17 protein-coding genes and 1 pseudogene are annotated in these 16779 nt (G+C 72.0%); 11 read left to right on the top strand and 7 right to left on the bottom strand.

Going from position 1 to position 16779, the window contains the following annotated elements; translation table 11 throughout:
- Positions 1–16 precede the first annotated feature (16 nt).
- Positions 17–505 carry a sec-independent translocase gene (locus tag KGS77_RS11435; protein ID WP_242580732.1) on the top strand — a complete coding sequence of 163 codons (489 nt, stop codon included), beginning with the start codon at positions 17–19 and terminating at the stop codon, positions 503–505.
- A 119-nt stretch (positions 506–624) separates the two neighbouring features.
- A complete protein-coding gene (locus KGS77_RS11430; RefSeq protein WP_242580730.1) occupies positions 625–1272 on the top strand; it encodes a hypothetical protein in 648 nt (215 codons plus the stop codon).
- A gap of 247 nt (positions 1273–1519) precedes the next feature.
- Here the strand turns inward: KGS77_RS11430 and KGS77_RS11425 are convergent, their stop codons facing one another.
- From KGS77_RS11425 to KGS77_RS11415, 3 genes are all read right to left on the bottom strand, one after another.
- On the bottom strand, positions 1520–2722 hold the full coding sequence (locus tag KGS77_RS11425) for a P-loop NTPase (RefSeq protein ID WP_242580728.1): 1203 nt from the start codon (positions 2720–2722) through the stop codon (positions 1520–1522).
- Between the two features lie 155 nt (positions 2723–2877).
- Positions 2878–3432 (bottom strand): DUF1003 domain-containing protein, encoded by a 555-nt coding sequence (locus KGS77_RS11420; protein WP_242580726.1) that lies wholly within the window; start codon positions 3430–3432, stop codon positions 2878–2880.
- Positions 3422–4819: a CBS domain-containing protein gene (locus KGS77_RS11415; protein ID WP_242580723.1), complete on the bottom strand. Its 1398-nt coding sequence runs from the start codon at positions 4817–4819 to the stop codon at positions 3422–3424. Before KGS77_RS11415 ends, KGS77_RS11420 begins: the two co-directional genes overlap by 11 nt.
- A gap of 466 nt (positions 4820–5285) precedes the next feature.
- Here KGS77_RS11415 and KGS77_RS11410 point away from each other — a divergent pair, with 466 nt between their 5' ends.
- Complete coding sequence (locus tag KGS77_RS11410; RefSeq protein ID WP_347404468.1) at positions 5286–5984, top strand: hypothetical protein; 699 nt, start codon at positions 5286–5288, stop codon at positions 5982–5984.
- Between the two features lie 210 nt (positions 5985–6194).
- Here the strand turns inward: KGS77_RS11410 and KGS77_RS11405 are convergent, their stop codons facing one another.
- Both KGS77_RS11405 and KGS77_RS11400 read right to left on the bottom strand, forming a co-directional pair.
- On the bottom strand, positions 6195–6788 hold the full coding sequence (locus tag KGS77_RS11405) for a hypothetical protein (protein WP_242580718.1): 594 nt from the start codon (positions 6786–6788) through the stop codon (positions 6195–6197).
- Positions 6789–6921: 133 nt separating this feature from the next.
- Complete coding sequence (locus KGS77_RS11400; protein ID WP_242580717.1) at positions 6922–8070, bottom strand: magnesium and cobalt transport protein CorA; 1149 nt, start codon at positions 8068–8070, stop codon at positions 6922–6924.
- 591 nt (positions 8071–8661) lie between these two features.
- Here KGS77_RS11400 and KGS77_RS11395 point away from each other — a divergent pair.
- The 4 genes and pseudogenes from KGS77_RS11395 to KGS77_RS11380 all read left to right on the top strand — a co-directional run bounded on the left by KGS77_RS11395 (position 8662) and on the right by KGS77_RS11380 (position 12158).
- Positions 8662–9368: pseudogene (locus KGS77_RS11395) on the top strand (suppressor of fused domain protein).
- 93 nt (positions 9369–9461) lie between these two features.
- On the top strand, positions 9462–10100 hold the full coding sequence (locus KGS77_RS11390; RefSeq protein WP_242580716.1) for a DUF6758 family protein: 639 nt from the start codon (positions 9462–9464) through the stop codon (positions 10098–10100).
- 257 nt (positions 10101–10357) lie between these two features.
- On the top strand, positions 10358–11275 hold the full coding sequence (locus tag KGS77_RS11385) for a PHP domain-containing protein (RefSeq protein WP_242580715.1): 918 nt from the start codon (positions 10358–10360) through the stop codon (positions 11273–11275).
- A 277-nt stretch (positions 11276–11552) separates the two neighbouring features.
- Positions 11553–12158: a MarC family protein gene (locus tag KGS77_RS11380; protein ID WP_242580714.1), complete on the top strand. Its 606-nt coding sequence runs from the start codon at positions 11553–11555 to the stop codon at positions 12156–12158.
- 201 nt (positions 12159–12359) lie between these two features.
- On the opposite strand, the gene KGS77_RS11375 is transcribed toward KGS77_RS11380, so the two are convergent.
- A complete protein-coding gene (locus KGS77_RS11375; protein ID WP_242587842.1) occupies positions 12360–12539 on the bottom strand; it encodes a hypothetical protein in 180 nt (59 codons plus the stop codon).
- Between the two features lie 260 nt (positions 12540–12799).
- On the opposite strand from KGS77_RS11375, the gene KGS77_RS11370 reads away from it, so the two are divergent.
- From KGS77_RS11370 to KGS77_RS11355, 4 genes are all read left to right on the top strand, one after another.
- Positions 12800–13729 (top strand): NYN domain-containing protein, encoded by a 930-nt coding sequence (locus tag KGS77_RS11370; protein ID WP_242580713.1) that lies wholly within the window; start codon positions 12800–12802, stop codon positions 13727–13729.
- A 203-nt stretch (positions 13730–13932) separates the two neighbouring features.
- Entirely contained in the window at positions 13933–14391 is a 459-nt protein-coding gene (locus KGS77_RS11365) for a hypothetical protein (protein WP_242580712.1), read from the top strand.
- Positions 14388–15002 carry a hypothetical protein gene (locus KGS77_RS11360; protein ID WP_242580710.1) on the top strand — a complete coding sequence of 205 codons (615 nt, stop codon included), beginning with the start codon at positions 14388–14390 and terminating at the stop codon, positions 15000–15002. Before KGS77_RS11365 ends, KGS77_RS11360 begins: the two co-directional genes overlap by 4 nt.
- Positions 15003–15193: 191 nt before the next feature.
- Positions 15194–15730, top strand: coding sequence for a GNAT family N-acetyltransferase (locus KGS77_RS11355; RefSeq protein WP_242580708.1), 537 nt, complete (start codon positions 15194–15196; stop codon positions 15728–15730).
- Positions 15731–15813: 83 nt separating this feature from the next.
- On the opposite strand, the gene KGS77_RS11350 is transcribed toward KGS77_RS11355, so the two are convergent.
- Positions 15814–16674: an alpha/beta fold hydrolase gene (locus KGS77_RS11350; RefSeq protein ID WP_242580705.1), complete on the bottom strand. Its 861-nt coding sequence runs from the start codon at positions 16672–16674 to the stop codon at positions 15814–15816.
- Between the last annotated feature and the right edge of the window lie 105 nt (positions 16675–16779).

The following is a 16779-nucleotide window of genomic DNA, read 5'->3' as shown; positions in this document are numbered from 1 at the left end:
CCCAAGGAGCTGCAAGGTGTTCTTCGACATAGGACCCCTAGAGCTGGTCGCGCTCGTGATCCTTGCGGTGCTCATCTTCGGTCCGGACAAGCTGCCCAAGGTCATCCAGGACGTCACGGGCTTCATCCGCAAGGTCCGCCAGTTCTCCGACAACGCCAAGGAGGACATCCGCAGCGAGCTGGGCCCGGAGTTCAAGGACTTCGAGTTCGAGGACCTCAAGCCCCGGAACTTCGTCCGCAAGCACGTCCTGGAGAAGGACGAGTTCGGCCTCCAGGAGATCCGCAACGGCTTCGACCTGCGACAGGAGATGGCCGAGGTCACCGAGGCCGTCAACGGCACCGGCCCGTCCTCCGCGCCGTCCCCCTCCTCCGCCGCCGGCTCCCGCCTGAACCTGTCCAAGGAGCCCCCGGCCGCCGGGCCCGGCGGCGGCTCGCCGGACCTGCTCAAGAAGCCCGGCCGGCCCGCCCGCACGGAACATCCGCCGTTCGACTCCGACGCCACCTGACCCTCCGTATCCACGACCCTCTTGACCCGTATGGCTATGCTCCCGGTGTCCGGGGTGAGGTCGCCTTGTGAGGGGGGCGGGCCGCCCACGACGCAGGGCAAAGAGGAGGCTCCGTGCAGATGGAGACGGCGAGTCGGGCAGGGGGACGGACGGCGCCCGCCGGCACCGGGCGGAAGGTCGACGGCTATCTGATGGCCGCCTTCCCGTGGTACGGGCTCGATGAAGCGTTCACCGGGAACCGCTGGCTGATGCAGGTGGGGGCCGCCGCGGACGGCACGGTCGAACACGGGGCGACGGGCCACGGGGAGCGGCCGACCATAAAGGCGGAGGCCGCCTGTGACGACGAGCGCTTCACGGTCGTCGTCACGGTCGCCAGCCGGCCGCTGCGGCGCAGCGGGGACGGCACCGGCGTCCTGGAGGCCACCTCGGTCTCCACCGCCGCCTGGCTCGCCGGTTCCGGGCTGCTCGCCCGCACCTGGCCGGCCCAGATGGACCGCGCGCTGCGGCAGGACTGGCTGGACCAGCAGACCATGATCGCCTGGGAGCTGGCGGACGACCTCGGCGGCGAGGGGTGGAGCGAGCTGACGCTGCCGGTGGACGGCGTGCCGACACCGTTCCGCTACCGGGAGTCGGAGTACGGCTGGGTGCTGGCCGGCTCCGCGGACGAGGGGGCCCAGAGCGTCCACATCGGGGCGTACGGACGCGGGATGAGCGCGTACGGGCTCGGCTTCTCGGTGATCAAGGACATCACCGCGTACGAGGACTGAACAGGCGTACGAGGACCGAGCGCGGCGTACGGGGACGAGCGCCGCGTACGCGGGTGGGAACGCGGCGTACGGGGGACGAGCGCCGCGTACGAGAGCCGAAGGCGGCGCATGAGGTGCGCCGTGAAACCCCGAAAGGTTCTGCAAGCCCCCGTCAGGCTCCGGAAGGTCCGAAGAACGCCGAAGGGGTGGCCGGCTCGGCCACCCCTCGGACATCGGTGCCGGTATCGCGCCGGATGCGCGAAACGCGTCAGAACTTGTTGCGCGGGGTGATCCCCAGCGACATGCCCGACAGGCCGCGCTGCCGCCCGCCCAGCTTTCCGGCGATCGCCCGGATCGCCGCGCCGGCCGGCGAGTCCGGGTCGGAGAGCACGACCGGCCTGCCCTCGTCGCCGCCCTCCCGCAGTCGTACGTCGATCGGGATCGAGCCCAGCACCGGCACCTGCGCGCCGGTCGTCCTGGTCAGGCCCTCGGCCACCCGCTCGCCGCCGCCGGTGCCGAAGACGTCGACCATCTCGTCACAGTGCGGGCAGGGGAGCCCGGACATGTTCTCCACCACGCCGACGATCTTCTGGTGGGTCTGTACGGCGATGGAGCCGGCCCGCTCGGCGACCTCGGCGGCGGCCTGCTGCGGGGTGGTGACCACCAGGATCTCGGCGTTCGGGACGAGCTGCGCCACCGAGATGGCGATGTCGCCGGTGCCCGGGGGCAGGTCCAGCAGGAGGACGTCCAGGTCGCCCCAGTAGACGTCGGCGAGGAACTGCTGGAGGGCGCGGTGCAGCATCGGCCCGCGCCAGACCACCGGGGCGTTGCCGGGGGTGAACATGCCGATGGAGATGACCTTCACGCCGTTCGCCGACGGCGGCATGATCATGTTCTCGACCTGGGTCGGGCGGCCCTCCGCGCCCAGCATGCGAGGTACGGAATGTCCGTAGATATCGGCATCCACGACGCCGACCTTCAGCCCGTCCGCCGCCATCGCCGCGGCCAGGTTGACCGTCACCGAGGACTTGCCGACGCCGCCCTTGCCGGACGCGACCGCGTACACACGGGTGAGCGAGCCGGGCTGGGCAAAGGGCACCTCGCGCTCGGCCGTACCGCCGCGCAGCGAGGCCGCCAGCTCGCGCCGCTGCTCGTCGCTCATCACGTCCAGCTCGACGGTGACACCGGTCACCCCCGGGACGCCGGCGACGGCCTTCCGTACGTTGGAGGTGATCGTCTCGCGCATCGGGCAGCCGGAGACCGTCAGATAGACCGCCACCGCGACCGCGCCGTCCGCCGCGATCTCCACCGATTTGACCATCCCCAGCTCGGTGATGGGGCGGTGGATCTCGGGGTCGTTCACCGTCGCCAGCGCGGCGCGGACGGCGTCCTCGTCGGGCGCGGACGCGCTCGGCGCGGAGCCGGTCGGGGGTACCACCCGGGAGGACTCCGGGGGAGTGTCGGTAGCCATGTCCCGATGGTACGGCGCCGGTGGCCGCCGACCGGAGGGGGAGTTGTGTGAACCCCCTACACCGGCGCCGGCCCGCGGGCGGCCGAACCGCAGCCACCACAGCCGCCGCAGCCGTCGGCCCGCCGCAGCCGTCGGCCCGCCGCCGGCCCGGGCCGTCAGCGCTCGCGCCGCTCCTCGCTCTCCGCGTCGACCATCTGCCGCAGCTCCAGCTCCTTGACCAGGTCCTGGAGTTCGGAGCGGATCCAGTCCCGGGTGGCGACCTCGCCCAGGCCCAGCCGCAGCGCCGCGATCTCCCGCGTCAGGTACTCGGTGTCCGCCAGCGAGCGCTCGTTCTGCTTGCGGTCCTGCTCCCGGCTGACCCGGTCGCGGTCGTCCTGCCGGTTCTGGGCGAGCAGGATCAGCGGAGCCGCGTACGACGCCTGGAGCGAGAGCATCAGCGTCAGGAAGATGAACGGGTACTTGTCGAAGCGCAGGTGGTCGGGGGCGGCGACGTTCCAGACCACCCACAGGACGATCAGGACCGTCATCCAGACGATGAAGCGTCCCGTTCCCAGGAAGCGGGCGATCTTCTCCGAGAGCCGCCCGAACGCCTCCGGGTCGTACTCGGGAAGCAGACTGCGGCGGGGCGCGCGCGGCTGGTCCAGGCGCACCCGCGGACGGGACTGCGCCCTCGCGCGCTCTTTCGCGCCGTCCCTCTCCTCAGCGCCCACGCGCACCCTCCCTGCTGTCGCCGACCGCCTCCGTACCTTGACCCCGAGCTCGGTCCCGGCCCCGGCGCTGATCCTGACCGCGTTCCCGGTCCCGGCCCTGGTCCTCGTCCTTGCCTGGGCCCCCGCCTTCCGCCGGCGCATCGTGCATCTCCGTCTCGCGCCAGTCGTCGGGCAGCAGGTGGTCCAGTACGTCATCGACCGTCACCGCACCCAGCAGCGAGCCGCTCTCGTCCACCACGGGCGCCGCGACCATGTTGTACGTCGCCAGGTACCTGGTCACCTCGGGCAGCGCGGTGTCCGGCGGCAGCGGCGGCAGGTCGGTGTCGGTGATGGAGCTGACGAGCGTGAACGGCGGGTCGCGCAGCAGCCGTTGGAAGTGCACCAGACCCAGGTACTTCCCGGTCGGCGTCTCGTCCGGCGGCCGGCACACGTACACCTGGGCCGCCAGCGCCGGCGAGAGGTCGGGGTCGCGGACCCGTGCCAGCGCGTACGCGACGGTGGCGTCCGGGCGCAGCACGATCGGCTCGGTGGTCATCAGACCGCCCGCGGTCCGCTCCTCGTAAGACATCAGACGCCGTACGTCCGCCGCGTCCTCCGGCTGCATCAGGGTCAGCAGCCGCTCCTTCTCCTCCTCGGGGAGTTCGGAGAGCAGGTCGGCGGCGTCGTCCGGGTCCATCGCCTCCAGGACGTCGGCCGCCCGCTCCTCCTTGAGCACGCCCAGGATCTCGATCTGGTCGTCCTCCGGCAGCTCCTCCAGCACATCCGCGAGGCGGTCGTCGTCCAGGGCGGCGGCGACCTCGCCGCGCCGCTTGGCGGACAGGTGGTGGAGCACGTTCGCCAGGTCGGCGGGGCGCAACTGCTCGAAGGTGGCCAGCAGGTTCTCCGCGCCCTGCCCGTGCTCCTCCAGCGAGAACCCGCTCACCGCCGACCACTCCACGGTCAGCGTCTCTCCCTTGCGGCGCAGCGCCCCGCCCTTCCCCTTCCGTACGAAGACCTTGTCGATCTCCCAGTCCCGGCGGGCGGGCAACTGGCTGATCCCCACGTCCAGGACGGTGACCTCCTCGCCGGTCTCCACCAGGCGCACCCGGCGGTCCAGCAGCTCGCCCAGGACCAGCGTCTCGGAGGCACGCTGCTCGAAGCGGCGCATGTTCACCACACCCGTGGTGATCACCTGGCCGGACTCCACACCCGTCACCCGGGTCATGGGCAGGAAGATGCGCCGCCTGCTGACGACCTCGACGACCAGCCCCAGCAGACGGGGCGGGCGGCCTCCCACCCGCAGCATCGCCACCAGGTCCCGGACCCGGCCGACCTGGTCGCCGTTGGGGTCGAAGACGGCCACGCCGGAGAGATGGGAGACGAACACCCGGGGAGTGACCACCGCCATGCCGAGTGCCTCCGTTTCCCGCGTACGTGTGCGCGTACGTCCGTACCCGCGTATCCCGTGCGACCGTGCCGGTCCGGGCACGTCCTTTGCTGCCGAACGTCCCTGCCCGCGCCGACGCCGGTACCCGCGATCGGCGCGGATATCCGCCCCGGCCCCCACACCGGCCCCGCGTCCGGGCCCGCGACCACGCCGTCGCTTCTCCATATTTAAGGATCTAATTCGGCCTTCAGGCTAACGTGCCCGGGTCGGTGCCGCTGTGGCGGAACGGTCCGTACGGTGTCCGCCGGGCACTCCGCCGAACGGCGTGCACCGCCCGGGTACGCTGCCGTACTGCTGTCGAGGTCATCCGCATCAGGAGGCAGAGCCGTCGTGACTGCATTCCCCCGGCCGTCCCCCAGGGACGCGCCCACGGCCCGCGGGCGGGCTCCGCCGCGCGCGGGCGGGCTCACTCGCCGTGGCGCTGTGCGTGGCGCTGACCGCGGCGCTGACGGGGTGCGGTGAGGACGACCCGGACGCGGGCACCAACGGCGTCGGGAAGCTGCCCGCCGAGAAGATCGAGGCCAAGGCGCGGTCGGCGGCCCGGGCCGCGAAGACCGTACGGCTCTCGGGCAACGTCGTCAGCCAGGGCATCACCTACCGGCTCGACATGCGGCTCGCCGAGGACGGCGGCCGGGGCGAGGTCTCCTCCAAGGCGGCCACCTTCCAGCTCCTGCGCGTCCACGACGCCCTGTACCTGAAAGCGGACGCCGGCTTCTGGGCGCGCGAGAAGAGCGCCCACCCCTCCCCGAGCGACAGGACGGCCGCGGCCAAGCTGACCGGCAAATACGTCAAGGTACCGGCCTCCGATCCGGTCTACCGGCGGTTCAGCGGCTTCACGGACAAGGACGTACTGCTCGGCAGCCTCCTGGGACTGCACGGCAAGCTGACGGCCGGCGACCGCGGCACCTTCGGCGGTACCCGCACGATCAGCGTCCTGGCGGGCCAGGGCGCGGGCGGCACCCTGGACGTCTCCCTGGAGGGCACCCCGTACCCCCTGCGCCTGCGCCGCGCGGGCGGCGCGGGAGTCGTCAAGCTCGCCGACTGGGGACAGCCGGTAGACCTCAAGGCCCCCCAGGAAAGCCAGGTCGTCGACTACGGCAAGCAGATCGCGGGCGGCCGGCACTAGGGCGCTTCTGACGGATCTCCGCGGCCTCGCGACGCCCGGCACGCACCCTCGCCGCACGGCGCAAAGGGACAGGTGGCTCCGCCACATGACCCTTCACACCGCACGCCGAGCGCACGCACCGAACACCGCTCCGTCTTCCACGGAGATCCATCAGAAACGCCCTAGCCACTGCCCGTCTTCCCATGCTCCGGACCGCCGGGTTCAGAAGGTTCAGCGCTTGCGGGTGCGGCGGAGCAGTTTGGGGAGGGCGGCCGGGATCGGGTGCCGGGTGGTGGCGGGGGTGGGGAGGGGCGGGGCGGCCTGGGAGTCCTGGGGCATGGCGCCGGGGCGCTGTGCCGCGGGGCCGGCGGGCTCCAGGCGCAGTACGCGGCATTCGCGTGCCCAGCGCCCGGTCATCGTCTCGGCGTCCGGTGCGTTGAGCCGCTTGCCCTTCAGCTCCTCGACCGCCGCCTGCCACGCCTCGCTGTCCGGCAGGAGTTCCACGACCCGGGCCGGCCAGGCGACGAGCCGGCCGCCCTTGTCCTTGCTGCGTACGCTCACGGTGGCGGTGGCGCCGTCGGCCAGGCCGAGGTCCGCCAGGGGCTGCTCGCTGCGGCCGGTGTCCGAGGGCGCGCCGGGGGCGCCGGGAGCGTCGCTGCCGGGACGGGTGCCGTCGCCGACGACGCAGGCGGCGCCGTCGTGCCAGACGTGCCACAGCGCGCGCGCCGGGCCCTGGGGGCCCCGTACCCAGATGAGGCCAGACTTCTTCGTGGCCTCCTCGATGAGCGCGCGATCGAGCAGCGTCTGCGACACGGTCTCCGTCATGGGCGTCAGCCTAACGGGGCGGGGCGAAGCGGACCGGCCGCGGCGGCGCCCCGGCAGCCCTGGGGCGCCGGGGCGCGGTGGTCCCCGTGCCCGGCGGTGGTCCGGTGTCCGGCGGTGTTCCGGTGCCCGGCGCTCAGAGCCAGCCGTTGCGCTTGAAGCCGCGGTGGATGCCGAAGCAGATGACGACCGTGACCAGCAGGACCAGCGGGTAGCCGAACTTCCACTTCAGTTCGGGCATGTAGTCGAAGTTCATGCCGTAGATCCCGGCGATCATCGTCGGTACGGCGAAGATCGCCGCCCAGGAGGTGATCTTGCGCATGTCCTCGTTCTGCGCGACGGCCGCCTGTGCCAGGTTCGCCTGGAGGATGGAGTTGAGCAGGTCGTCGAAGGACAGCACCTGTTCGTTGACGCGTGCCAGGTGGTCGGCGACATCGCGGAAGTACTTCTGGATGTCGGAGTCGATCAGCCGCATCGGCCGCTCGCTGAGCATCTGCATGGGCCGCAGCAGCGGTGACACCGCGCGCTTGAACTCCAGCACCTCGCGCTTGAGTTGGTAGATCCGCCCGGCGTCGCCGCCCTTCGCCGGGCCCTTGCCGGCGGTGCCCCGGCCGCCGGCCCCTTTGCCGTTGGTGCCCGAGCTGAAGACGTCGATCTCGACCTCGTCGATGTCGTCCTGGACCGCGCCCGCGACCGCGATGTAGCCGTCCACGACCTGGTCGGCGATGGCGTGCAGCACCGCGGAGGGGCCCTTGGCCAGCAGCTCCGGGTCGTCCTCCAGGCGGTGGCGCAGCGCGCGCAGCGAGCCCTGCCCGCCGTGCCGTACGGTCACGATGAAGTTCCGGCCGGTGAAGCACATCACCTCGCCGGTCTCCACGACCTCGCTGGTGGCGGTCAGCTCGGCGTGCTCCACGTAGTGGATCGTCTTGAAGACGGTGAAGAGCGTGTCGTCGTAGCGCTCCAGCTTGGGGCGCTGGTGGGCGTGGACCGCGTCCTCCACGGCCAGTGGGTGCAGTCCGAACTCCCGTGCGATACCGGCGAATTCGGCTTCGGAGGGCTCGTGCAGCCCGACCCAGGTGAAGCCGCCCTCGGCCTCCGTGCTGGCCATCGCCTGGGCCGGGGTGACGTGGTCGCTGACGCGGCGGCCGTCGCGGTAGACGCCGCAGTCCACGATGGCGCTGTTCACACAGGCCGCGTCGCGGCGGCCACCCTCGCACTCGTACGGGGAACCCTCGCGCCGCCGGGAGGGACGGACGGCGGCACGCAGGTCACGGATCATCGACATGGCAGGCTCCTTCACGGGCCGGCCGCCGGTCTGCGGGCGCGGGGAAACGCTGCCCGGAACGTGGACGTACGCAGCGTCGTCGGCCGTACGTCCGCAAAGCGGGCGGCGCTCCGTGCGGGGGCACCGGCGGCAGTTCGCAGAACACGCAGAAAACACGGAACAAAGAGACGAAGGCGCTCTACCGTCATCTGCTGTCGACGCGAGGACACTTCCCGGGTTTCACCGCGAGGCGGCGGGGTACGGAAGCCCTTGGATCAAGAGAGTTCCTGGGCCGAGATCGCTAGATCAAGGGGGTCGTCACGCGAGCGGGATGACAGGAGAACTGTCGGTACTGCACGGTCGACTTGGATCCACCGCAGCCCCACCTCCTCCGGCCGGTCCCCGCTGGGGGACGACGTCATTCCCTGACCAGACGGCAAGGCTATCAGCCGACAGAACCGTTACGGCGCCGCTTTGCCCGTTCCATACGAACGCTGCCTCGTTCTGCGGCGTTCCGCTTCACTCCTACGGTGGGGCGGTGGGCCGTCGCGCGATGCGTACGGGAGCCGCCGCGCGCGAAGGGCCGGGACGGCCCGGCCTTATGCTCGCGGCATGTCTGACGTTCTTGAGCTGGTCGAGGCCAGGCTGCGGACGACCCTGGGAGCACCGGACGCGCGCGCCGCGGTCACCTTCCTCGGCACCGACCGCATCGAGGTGCTGCGCTGGGAAACCGCGGGCGGTGCCGGCGCCGAGGCCGAGGCGGGGCCCGGCGGGCGGCCGGGGGAGCGGCCGGGTACCGACGGTGGCATCGTGCGCTACGCCACGCTCGGCATGTCGGCCCGGCCCATGACGGACCCGGCCGGTGCCGCCCCGGCCCGGGCGGCGCCGCGGGCCCCTTCGCGTCCCCGCTGTCCGTCGTCGTGGCCGACCCGCTGCGCGGCCCGCGCGCGGAACTCGTCCTGACCCTGCGTGCCGGCCGGGCGGACACCGACAAGGCGCTCCGGCCGCTGGCCGTCCTGGCGTCCTCGCCCCAGGTGGAGGGGCTGGTCGTCGCGCCGGGTGCCTCGCTGGACCTGGGCGAGCCGCTGTGGCCGGGGGCGCCCTTCACCTCCGTGCTGGTCGCCGAGCCCGGCGGCCTGATCGAGGACCTCGTACTCGACGAGCCGATGGACCCGGTCCGCTTCCTGCCGCTGCTGCCGATGACGCCGAACGAGGCCGCCTGGAAGCGCGTCCACGGCGCCGCGGCGCTCCAGGAGCGCTGGCTCCAGCAGGGTACGGATCTGCGCGACCCGCTGCGTACGGGCGTCACGCTGACGTAGGCCGTGCGCGCCCTTCCCGGCGTGCGGCGGACGGCACCCCGGACGGGTGATCGTCCTTGACGCGACGCCGGGCCTGGAGGACCGTTGGGCCTTATGAGGGGCGAACCCAGTTGCCCGAAGTGCGGTGGCCGGGTGCGGGCGCCCGGTCTCTTTGCCGACTCCTGGCAGTGCGGAGTGCACGGCACGGTGCACCCCCTGCAGCCGGTCGTCCCGCCGAGCGTCGAAGCGCTCGCCGTCGTCGCGAACCGCGCCCGGGTCCCTGTCTGGATGCCGTGGCCGCTGCCGGTCGGCTGGCTGTTCACGGGCGTGGCCTGCGCGGGCGACGACCGCAGCGGCGGCCGGGCCACGGCGGTGGCCTGCTCGGGCCCCGGCCCGCTCGGCGGCCCCGGGGAACTGCTGCTGGTCGCCGAGGAATTGGGGGTCGGCCTCGGCGCGCGCTACGCGGGGATCGACGGCCCCGACCCCGGCCCGAAGATGTGCGTGGACCGGCCGCCGCACACAAAAGTGCTGGCCGCCGGCCGCCCGACACCGCTGTGGCACGTCCAGGGCGCCCCCGAGGACCGCGCCGTCTTCGCGGGGGAGGCGCGTGGGCTGTGGCTGTGGGCGGTGGTGTGGCCGGCGGAGTCCGGGCTGCTGATGTACGACGAGATGGTGCTGACCGACCTGCGGGACGCGGGCGCCGAAGTGGATCTGCTGCCGTGCGGAGCGCTGTCACCGCGCATTCTGTCCTAGCGGCTTCTCTTTTCTTTCGAGTCCTTCGAGTCCTTCGAGTCTTTCGAGCGGCTTCTGTCTTGTGCGTGTCGTCGTCCTCGGCGTGACCCGCGTCCTGGGTACCCCGTGGGACGGAGCATGCCCTTGGGTGGAGCACGCCGCGCCGATGGTGCGCATGGGGCGACCGGTGCACATGTGGCTGACGGGAGCATGTTCGAGCGGCCGGTATCCTGCTGACGTCCCCCGTCCGCATCCGCGAGCAGTATGGAGTCAGCGTCGTGCGCATCGATCTGCACACCCACTCCACCGCGTCGGACGGTACGGACACCCCCGCCGAACTGGTCCGTAACGCCGCGGCCCAAGGGCTGGACGTGGTCGCGCTGACCGATCACGACACGGTCGGCGGCCACGCCGAGGCGATGGCCGCACTGCCGCCGGGGCTGACGCTGGTCACCGGCGCCGAACTGTCCTGCCGGCTGCGTCCGGCGGTGTCCGGGGCGAGCGGTGCGGCGAGCGACGCGACGCCCGCAGCGGGCGACGACGACGGAATCGGCCTCCACCTGCTGGCGTACCTGTTCGACCCGCGCGAGCCCGACCTCGCGCGCGAGCGGGAACTCGTACGGGACGACCGGGTGCCCCGTGCCCAGGCCATGGTCACCAAACTGCGCGAGCTGGGCGTGCCCATCACCTGGGAGCAGGTGGCGCGGATCGCGGGCGACGGCGCCGTCGGGCGACCGCACATCGCCACCGCCCTGGTCGACCTCGGCGTCGTACCGACCGTCTCGGACGCCTTCACCGCCCAGTGGCTCGGCAACGACGGCCGGGCGTACGTGAGCAAGCACGAGCTGGACCCCTTCGACGCCATCCGGCTGGTCAAGGCCGCCGGCGGGGTCACCGTCCTCGCGCACCCGCTGGCGCGCAAGCGCGGCCGGTGCGTGCCCGAGAGCGCGCTGGCCGAGCTGGCCGCCGCCGGACTCGACGGTGTCGAGACCGATCACATGGACCACGACGGGCCGGCCCGCGCCCGGCTGCGCGCGCTCGCCGCCGACCTGGACCTGCTGACCACCGGCTCCAGCGACTACCACGGCAGCCGCAAGACCTGCCGGCTCGGTGAATACACCACCGACCCGGAGATATACGGCGAGATCGTGCGCCGTGCCACCGGCGCCTTCCCCGTTCCCGGCGCGGGCGGCTGACCGGCCCGGTCGCCTCGGCGCAGCCGGTGGCCGTACCGCCTTCGGTACCGCCGCTTCCGCGTGTCCTCGCGTTCCCCCTTCGGGTCCGTACAGCCCGATGACGTACGCCCGAGCCGCGCGAACCCGCACACCCGCGCCCGGCCGTCCGTGTCTTCCCCCGTCCTCGCCTGCCCTCGTCCCCCCTCTCCTTCCCTACCCCGCCCCTCTTCACTCCCTTCCTCCTCTCCCTCGACTTCATCCACCTTCTCCACCCGCACCACTCGGCAAGGCCATCACCGTGTTCGACTTCGCTGTCTTCGGCTCCCTCTTCCTCACGCTTTTCGTGATCATGGATCCCCCGGGGATCACCCCGATCTTCCTCGCGCTGACCTCCGGCCGCGCCGCCAAGGTGCAGCGCAAGATGGCCGGTCAGGCCGCCCTCGTCGCCTTCTGCGTCATCGCCGTCTTCGGCATCTGCGGCCGGCAGATCCTGGACTATCTGCACATCTCCACGCCGGCGCTGATGATCGCGGGCGGACTGCTGCTCCTGCTGGTCGCCCTGGACCTGCTGACCGGCAAGTCGGAGGAGCCGACGCAGACCAAGGACGTCAACGTGGCGCTGGTGCCGCTGGGCATGCCGCTGCTGGCGGGCCCCGGCGCGATCGTCTCGGTGATCCTGGCCGTGCAGCACGCGCACGGCCTCGGTGACCAGCTTTCGGTGTGGACGGCGATCGCCGCGATACACGTGGTGCTGTGGCTGGTGATGCGCTTCTCGCTGGTGATCATCCGGGTGATCAAGGACGGCGGAGTGGTGCTGGTGACGCGGCTGGCGGGCATGATGCTCTCCGCGCTGGCGGTGCAACAGATCATCAACGGGATCACCCAGGTCGTCCACGCGTCCTGACCCGTACGGCCCGTACCCGTACAGCTCGTACCCGTACCCGTGCTTATACCGGCTCCGGCTCCGACACCGGTGCCGGTACTGGCCGCATATGCGCCAAGCGCCCCCGTACGGCACTGGAGTCCGTGACTCCGGTGCGGCGCGGGGGCGCTTCGCGTTCAAGGGCGGGCCCGACGGCCCGCGGCAGGGCCGGGCCCGGCGGACCTAGCGGGCCGCGGTATCGGCCGGGCGGATGTAGATGCGCTGGCCGACCGCTGCGGCCTGCTGCACGATCTGCTTGACGGAGGCGGCGTCCACGACCGTGCTGTCCACGGCGGTGCCGTCGACATCGTCCAGTCGCATGATCTCGAAGCGCATGGCTTCTCCCTTCGTCTGATCCTCCATTGGAGAACTTTGTGATGGTTGCGGCGCGCGTGGCCTCTCTGCCAGGCGTTCCTGATGGGTACAACGACATGCTGACTGCAATCATTCCCTACGCTAAAGAAATTTTTCGGCCGTCTAAGTACTGCTGAGCGCAGACACCTGGACCGGCCCGCCGCGCGCTCGCGCGCTCCCTCACTCCAGGCCCTTCAACCCTGAGCCCCCCGTCCTCGCGGCGGGACCGGTTGTGCCGGCCGAGTGCCCGCCCGGACAATGGAGCCCGTATGAACGACGTCCAGCCCACGGGCCTCACCGACCTCGCCGCCGTAGTCGCCGGCATCGAACGGACCAACGAACTGCTCACCCGCGTGCTCGCCGAGGTCGCCACCACCCCTTCCACCCACGCGGCCTTCGTGGACGCGGGCTACGTCTACGCCGCGGCCGGCCGGCTGGTCGCCGGCACGGAGGACCGCCGGGCCTTCGAACTGGACGCCGAAGGGCTCATCGAGGCGTTCATCGACAAGGCGCGCACCCTCTTCCCGGACAGCAGACTGCTGCGCGTCTACTGGTACGACGGAGCCCGCCGGCGCATCCACACCGCCGAGCAGCAGCGCGTCGCCGAACTGCCCGACGTCAAGGTCAGACTCGGCAACCTCAACGCCAACAACCAGCAGAAGGGCGTCGACTCCCTGATCCGCTCGGACCTGGAGTCGCTGGCCCGGCACCGGGCGATCAGCGACGCCGTCCTCATCGGCGGGGACGAGGACCTGGTCTCGGCGGTGGAGGCCGCGCAGGGCTACGGCGCCCGGGTGCACCTGTGGGGCATCGAGGCGCTCGGTGGCCGCAACCAGGCCGAGCCGCTGCTGTGGGAGGTCGACAGCCAGCGCACGTTCGACCTGGAGTTCTGCAAGCCGTACGTGAGCCGGCGCGCCGCGTTCGACGCGGTGGACCCGGCCGCGGCCGACGGCGGACCGGTGCCCGCCCGCGAGGAGGTGCGCTTCGTCGGCGCCCGGGTCGCGGCCCAGTGGCTGGCCGAGCGCGGCCGGGAGTGGGTGGCCGACCTGCTGCCCGGTCACCCCTATCTGCCGGGCACCGTCGACCAGGAACTGCTGACGGCGGCGGAGGCCCTGCTGCGCCACTCGCTGCGCGGCCACGCCGACCTGCGCCGCGCGCTGCGCGACGGCTTCTGGGAACACGTACGGGCGCAGTACTGAGAGCCGTCGGCCGGTCACGCCCGGCGGTCGTCCCGAAGCGCCTTGACCTGCTCTGACCTGCTCTGATGTGCTGCTCCGGCCCTTTCTAGCCTGCTCCGGCGTGCTGTGGGGCGCTGCGCCGCGGCCGTCGCCGGGACCCGTCGGCCGCCGCTCGCCCTTACGGTCATGGCCAGGGGGACACGTACGACATTTCAGGAGGAAAGATGCCCGCAACACGACGAATAGCCGCCGGGGCCGCGGTGGTGGCGGTCTGCGCGGCACAGCTTGTGCTCGGCGCCGGCACGGCGGAGGCCGTCGGTGCCAACCCCTGGGGCTGCGGCGCCACGGTGGACCGTCCGCACAAGTCGCACACCAACCCGCACGTGGTCAACGTCCACGCCGACCTCAAGTGCAAGACGCGGGTGCCCAAGTACTCCATTCGTGTGAGCCTCTACCGTTCCCGCTGGTGGGGATGGGAGAAGATCGGCAGCACCGGCTACAAGAGCGGTACGAACCAGGCCAAGGCCCGCGCCGTGGCCAACTGGGCGCCGCACGGGGCGTGCCACCACTACAAGGCGGTCGGTGAGTTCATGATCGCGGGCGGCTCCAAGAAGATCACCTCGGACGTGTACAACTTCAACACCGAATACCTCAAGCACCAGAAGGAGCTGTGTGTGAAGTGACCTCCGTGACTCCTCCCCCGACGCTGTGGCTGCTCCACTGGAGCCGGACCGGTCCGCACCCGCGGCTGACCCTGCTCGCCGTCGACGGTGCCGACGCGACGCGGGCGGAGGAGACGGCGGCGGCCTGCTTCGTACGGACCGGTGTCCCCGCCTCCTGGCTCGGGGCGGACGCCGCCACCCGCCGGGAGGTGGTGCGGGGCTGCCGGACGGTGCCGGCCCTGGGGATGGTCCACCTCGAAGACGACGAGCCCGGCCGTGCGGCGGCCGAATCCCTCCGGCTCTCGCTGACGCAGGCCGCCGGGGAATGCCCGCGGTCCCCGCGCCCCGAGGTGTTCCGTGCGCGGGAGCAAGGGGTTCTCGTCGCGCTGAGCACCGTACCGGCCGGTCTGCTGCCCGAAGCCGAGAGGGTGGCGCGTTCCGTACTGGACTCGCCGCCGGCCGTCTTCGCCGGGCCCGGGGAATGGCCCGCCCTGCGCGCGCTGACGGCGCTCACCGCCGTCGTCTGCCAGGAGACCGAGACGCTGGAACTCCCGGAGGGCGAGGATCTGCTCGACATCTATGACCAGTACTCCGTCGGGGGGCTGGGCACCGATTTCCTCTCCGGGGAGTGAGCGGCGACCTCTTTCAGGAGGGCTGCGCAGCGACGTCCTCCTCCCTTGGGAGGGCCGGGTCCGGGCACCGGCGCCGTCTTCGTACGGGCGCGGGTCGCCGGGGCCCGTACGGCAGTGCCCGGCCCGGCGGTGGCCGCTTCAGCGGTGGCCGAGCCGGCGGTGGCCGATTCGGCGCCGCCTATGCTGCCGCCGTGAACAACACCACAGACGGCATACGGATCAGACCGGGCAGCCCGGCCGACGCACCGGTCATTTTGGACATGCTCGACTCCGCGGTGGCCTGGATGAACGCCCGTGGCAACACCGAGCAGTGGGGCACCGTCCCGTTCTCGCAAAAGCCCGACGGGGCGGCGCGGGTCGAGCGCTACACGACCGAGAACACCCCCTACATCGCGGAGCTGGACGGAACACCGGCCGGAGCGCTGGTGCTGGACTCCGGGCCCAGCCCGCAGATGCCGATCGCGGTGGCCGGGGAACCCGAGCGGTACGTCCGGCTGCTGGTCTCCCACCGGCGGTACGCCGGCCGGGGCATCGGGGCGGCGCTGCTGGCCCATGCCGCCGAGGAGACCCGGCGGGCCGGGGTGGAACTGCTGCGGGTGGACTGCTGGGCGGGCGGCGGAGGCGAACTGGTCGCGTTCTACGAGCGCAACGGTTTCGCCCCCACCGACCGCTTCCTGGTCGAGACCTGGCCGGGACAGGTGCTGGCCCGGCGGATCGGCGTCGGCTGACGGAGATCGGCTGACGGCGACCGTCCCGGTGCGCCGGGCGTTCCTACAGCGGTCCTATGAGGGCGTTTCCACGGGGACGTTCGCTAGCCGACCTCGTGCCAGAAGGCCGCAAGGGCCGCCGCCGTCTCGGCCGGGCGGTCCGCGTTGGGGGAGTGCTCGGTGCCCGGGACGACGGTCCGGCGGGCGGACAGCCGCTCGGCCATCTCGTCCATCTGCGGCACCGGCCAGGCGTAGTCGAACGCCCCGGAGATCACATGCTTGGGCAGCGGTACGGCGGCCAGCTCCGCGACCCGGTCCGGCTCCCCGATCATCTGCCGCCCGCCGGCGACCAGTTGCTCGGGCACGGTGTTCATCCAGCGGCGGTGCAGGAACTCCGCGACGTCCGGCGGGGTGGTGGCGTCCGCGGCCTCCGGCGGGTCGAGCCGCCGCATGGCGTCCCACACCGTCTGCATGTCCACCCGGCCGAGCGCGTCGATGAGCGCCCGTACGCGGTCCTGCTGCGCGCTGACGATGGCGGCGGGGCCGGAGCTGAGGACCGTCAGCGAACGGAAGGGCGCCGGATCCAGGAGCACGGCGGCGCGCACCAGCAGACCGCCGAGCGAGTGCCCGAGCAGATGCACCGGACCGGACCCGCCGATCGCCCGGGCCTGTGCCAGCACGTCCCGCGCCAGCTCGTCCTGGGTGTAGGCGGACTCCTCGCGCGGCCCGGGCGTCTCGTGCTGCCCGCGGCCGTCCACCGCGACCGTACGGAATCCGGCGGCGGCCAGCGGTTCCAGGAGGCCGATGAAGTCCTCCTTGCTGCCGGTGAAACCCGGCACGAGCAGCGCGGTGCCGAGCGGGGGGCGCTCGGGGCGCGCGTCGTGGATGGCGAACTCGCCGCGCGCGGTGCGGAGTCGGTACGCGCGGGCGCACGGGGGCAGAGTGAGAGTGGGCGGCCTGCTCATGGCACCGAGGCTATCCGCCACACCCCGAATCCCACCCGGCGCGGTCGTCATATGAACGGTACGGCGGGCCATCGGCCGTACGGCGGGCCGTCGAACGGTGCGGCG

It is taken from the genome of Streptomyces sp. MST-110588, assembly GCF_022695595.1.
Lineage (GTDB): Bacteria > Actinomycetota > Actinomycetes > Streptomycetales > Streptomycetaceae > Streptomyces.
This window is presented reverse-complemented; position numbering and strand designations above follow the sequence as displayed.